Below are 3,470 nucleotides of genomic sequence, written 5' to 3'. Positions count from 1 at the left end.
ATGGCGCGCAGCGCCGCCGCGGAGCCGTCCACCTCCGCGTCCCGGCCCGCGCGCAGGGTGTCGTCGCGGACGGTGGGCCGCTGCCGCCCGTGCCGGCGCAGCGCCCGCACCGCCGTGGTGGTCAGGACCACGACGAACAGCGCGAGCAGTCCACCCACCAGAACCAGGTCCGCGGTCGCCACCGGTACAGCATGCGGCCCACCGGGCGCGGGCACCAGCCCTCGGTACCCGCGCCCGGTGGCCCGGTCAGCGGCGCACGGTCGAGGACCCGTCCGCCCGCACCACGAGGGTGCCGCCCTGGAAGTCCTGCTCCACGGCGTCCCCGACGGTGCGCTGCGCACCGGTGGGGAACCCGAGGGCCCCGGCCTCCCAGCCGCGCGCGGCCCACGCGTCGCGCACCGCACCGCGCACCGCGTGCGCGCCGGTGGTGCTCGACCAGTAGATCGAGCCGTTCTGGAAGTGGTTGTAGGCGCCGCGCCCGTTCGGGGTGCGGGTCTCGCCGGTGGTGGGGAACCCGAGGGGGGAGTTCTCCCAGCCGAGCTGCGCCCAGCGGCCGTGGATCGCCCCGCGGACGTCGTGCGCGCCCGTCGCCGGGGACCAGTAGATCGAGCCGTTCTGGAAGTGGTTGTAGGCGCCGCGCCCGTTCGGGGTGCGGGTCTCGCCGGTGGTGGGGAACCCGAGGGGGGAGTTCTCCCAGCCGAGCTGCGCCCAGCGGCCGTGGATCGCCCCGCGGACGTCGTGCGCGCCCGTCGCCGGGGACCAGTAGATCGAGCCGTTCTGGAAGTGGTTGTAGGCGCCGCGCCCGTTCGGGGTGCGGGTCTCGCCGGTGGTGGGGAACCCGAGGGGGGAGTTCTCCCAGCCGAGCTGCGCCCAGCGGCCACGGATCGCCCCGCGGACGTCATGCGCACCCGTAGCATGGGACCAGTAGATCGAACCGCTCTAGAAGTGGTTGTAGGCGCCGCGCCCGTTCGGGGTGCGGGGCTCGCCGGTGGTGGGGAACCCGAGGGGGGAGTTCTCCCAGCCCAGCTGCGCCCAGCGGCCCCGGATCGCCCCGCGCACGTCCTGCGCACCCGTGGCGTTCGACCAGTAGATCGAACCGCCCTCGAAGTGGTTGTAGGTGCCGCGCCCGTCCGGGGTGCGCGCCTCGCCGGTGGTGGGGAAACCCAGCACGCCGTTCTCCCAGCCCAGCGCCTCCCAGCGCCGGCGCAGCTCCCCGCGCACGTCGTGCGCACCGGTCCTGGGGGACACGTAGATCGAGCCGTGGCGGAAGTGCTGGTAGGCGCCGACGCGTCCCGGGGTCGGGTACTCGCCCGTGGCGGCAGGCCCCAGCGGGCCGCCGTCCCCGCCCAGGTCCGCGTGGGCGGCCCGGATCGCGCTGGGGATCGTGAACCAGTTCGAGCGCAGACCGCCGAGCTGGCGCACCTGGTTACCCGTCAGGGAGGTCGTGCCGGTGGTGCAGTGCAGGACGACGGTCGCCACCCGGCCCCCGTCGGCGCCGCGGCCGTCGCGGCCGGTGACGTCCAGCGCGGTCACCGCACCGCCGGCGGGGCAGGACGGCGCGAACCGGGACGCCGGCACGCTCGTCGTCCAGTTCGCCACCGTGTCACCGGGGGCGGTGCGGCCCGGCGCGGAGAACGGGTCCTCGCGCGCCTGCAGGTACGGGCGCGAACCCGCCACCGACCAGCCGCCGTTGGAGGAGGAGAACTGCGTGAACGCCACGTCCCCGCCGTACGCGCGGACCTCGCCGGCGGTGGCGGCGATGGCCGCGTTCGTGGACGCCGGCTGCGTCCACGTCACCTTCCCGGAGCTGTCGCGGGTCTCCGCCCCCCGGTACACCTGGCAGGCGGTGGTGTCGCAGATGTCGGTCTGCGCGGTGGGGCGCAGCACCGACAGCGCGTAGCTGCGGGCCGCGACCGCCTGCGCCTTCAGCGCCTCCGCGTTCCACGACGCGGGGGACTCCGCGGGCACCACGCCGCGCAGGTACGTCTCCATGGGCACGTCGTTGACGACGGTGAGGGTCTCGCCCGGCACGATCCGCACCGTGCCGTCGTAGCGGGTGGCGGAACCGTCCGGGCGCACCAGCAGCACCCCGTCCGGCCCGCTGATCGTGGTGGCGCCCCACGTCTCGCCCCACGCGCCGTCCACGCGCGCGGCGAGCTGGCCGCCGGCGGCGTCGACGACCAGGCGCTGGCCCGCGGGCAGCTTCCGCCCGGACGTGGAGATCGTCAGCTCCGCACCCGTGGGCGCCGCCACCGTCACGCTCCGGCCGCTGGAACCGGTCAGCTGCACCCGCAGCGTCCGGTTCTCCCGGGAGGCGACCGTGGTGCCGGGGTAGTAGAAGTCCAGGATCTGCCGGTACGACTGCCCCGCCACCGCCCGGGACTGCGCACCCCACTGGGACATGCCGATGCCGTGGCCGTACCCGTGGCCGGAGAACGTGAAGCTGCCGTCCGCCGGCACCGGGCGCACCTCCCCGGCTTGCGCGGGACCCGCGGCGATCAGGCCGGCGGCCAGGGTGGCGGCGGCGGTGGTCAGGACGGTCGCTGCACGGCGACGGTTCACGGTGCCCTCCGGGGGAACGGCGTCTCGGGTGGTGGTTCGGCGGGTCAGCGGCGCTGGACCGTCGTCTGGCCGGTGCTGCGGTTCCAGGTGATGCTGCCACCGGAGAAGTCGCTGCGGCGACCCCCCGGGACCTCGTACTCGTCGCTGGTGGGGAACCCGAGGTACGAGTTCTCCCAGCCCAGCGAGGCCCACCGGTCGCGGATCGCGTTGCGCACGACGTGGGCGCCGGTGGCCGAGGACCAGTAGATCGAGCCGCCCTCGAAGTGGGTGTACGTGCCCTTGCCGCTGGGCACGCGGGTGTCGTCGGTGGTGGGGAAGCCCAGCGGGCCGTTCTCCCAGCCGGTGCGGGCCCACGCGTCGCGGATCGCCCCGCGCACCGCGCGCGCACCGGTGGCGGCGGACCAGTAGATCGAGCCGCCCTCGAAGTGGGTGAACCCGCCGCGGCCGTTCGGGGTCCGCGTGTGGCCCTGGGTGGGGTAGCCCAGCCAGCCGTTCTCCCAGCCCAGCGCCTGCCACTTGTCGCGGATGTCGCCGCGCACGTCGCGGGCCCCGGTGGCGGGCGAGAAGTACAGCGAGCCCTTCTGCAGGTGCAGGTAGCGCCCGCCGCGGGCCGCCGGGCTCTCGTCGTGCAGCGGGAAACCCAGCGAACCCTCCCAGCCGAGACGGGCGAACTCGTCGCGGATCGCGCCGGTCAGCACGTGCGCGCCGGTGGCGGACGAGGCGTAGATCGAGCCGCCCCGGTAGTGGCGGTAGCGCCCGCCGTTCTGCGCCGGGCCCTCCGCGGAGGTCGCGGCCCCCAGGAACCCGGCCGCCCCGCCCAGCTGGGCGTACTTGGTCTCGATGGCGCTGGGTGCGGTGCCGGCGGCGCCGGACATCAGCTGGGCGACGCGGGTGCGGATGGTGTCCAT

The 3,470-nt window shown here is 75.3% G+C and carries 4 protein-coding genes; all 4 read right to left on the bottom strand.

The genetic code is table 11. The features are described 5' to 3' along the window. On the bottom strand, positions 1-182 hold a 182-nt coding region (locus tag V9U69_RS19145), incomplete at its 3' end, for a hypothetical protein (RefSeq protein ID WP_337063495.1). A gap of 64 nt (positions 183-246) precedes the next feature. After that, positions 247-930 (bottom strand): LGFP repeat-containing protein, encoded by a 684-nt coding sequence (locus tag V9U69_RS19410; protein WP_442907839.1) that lies wholly within the window; start codon positions 928-930, stop codon positions 247-249. A 9-nt stretch (positions 931-939) separates the two neighbouring features. Then, positions 940-2,562, bottom strand: a complete 1,623-nt coding sequence (locus V9U69_RS19135; RefSeq protein ID WP_337063494.1) for a SpoIID/LytB domain-containing protein — start codon at positions 2,560-2,562, stop codon at positions 940-942. A gap of 44 nt (positions 2,563-2,606) precedes the next feature. Then, the coding region (locus tag V9U69_RS19130) for an LGFP repeat-containing protein (protein WP_442907838.1) at positions 2,607-3,470 on the bottom strand (864 nt) is incomplete at its 5' end.

Source organism: Kineococcus sp. G2 (genome assembly GCF_037154035.1).
In the GTDB taxonomy this organism is placed as follows: Bacteria; Actinomycetota; Actinomycetes; order Actinomycetales; family Kineococcaceae; genus Kineococcus.
The sequence above is the reverse complement of the archived record's forward strand: the minus strand, read 5'-3'. Positions and strand labels throughout refer to the sequence as shown.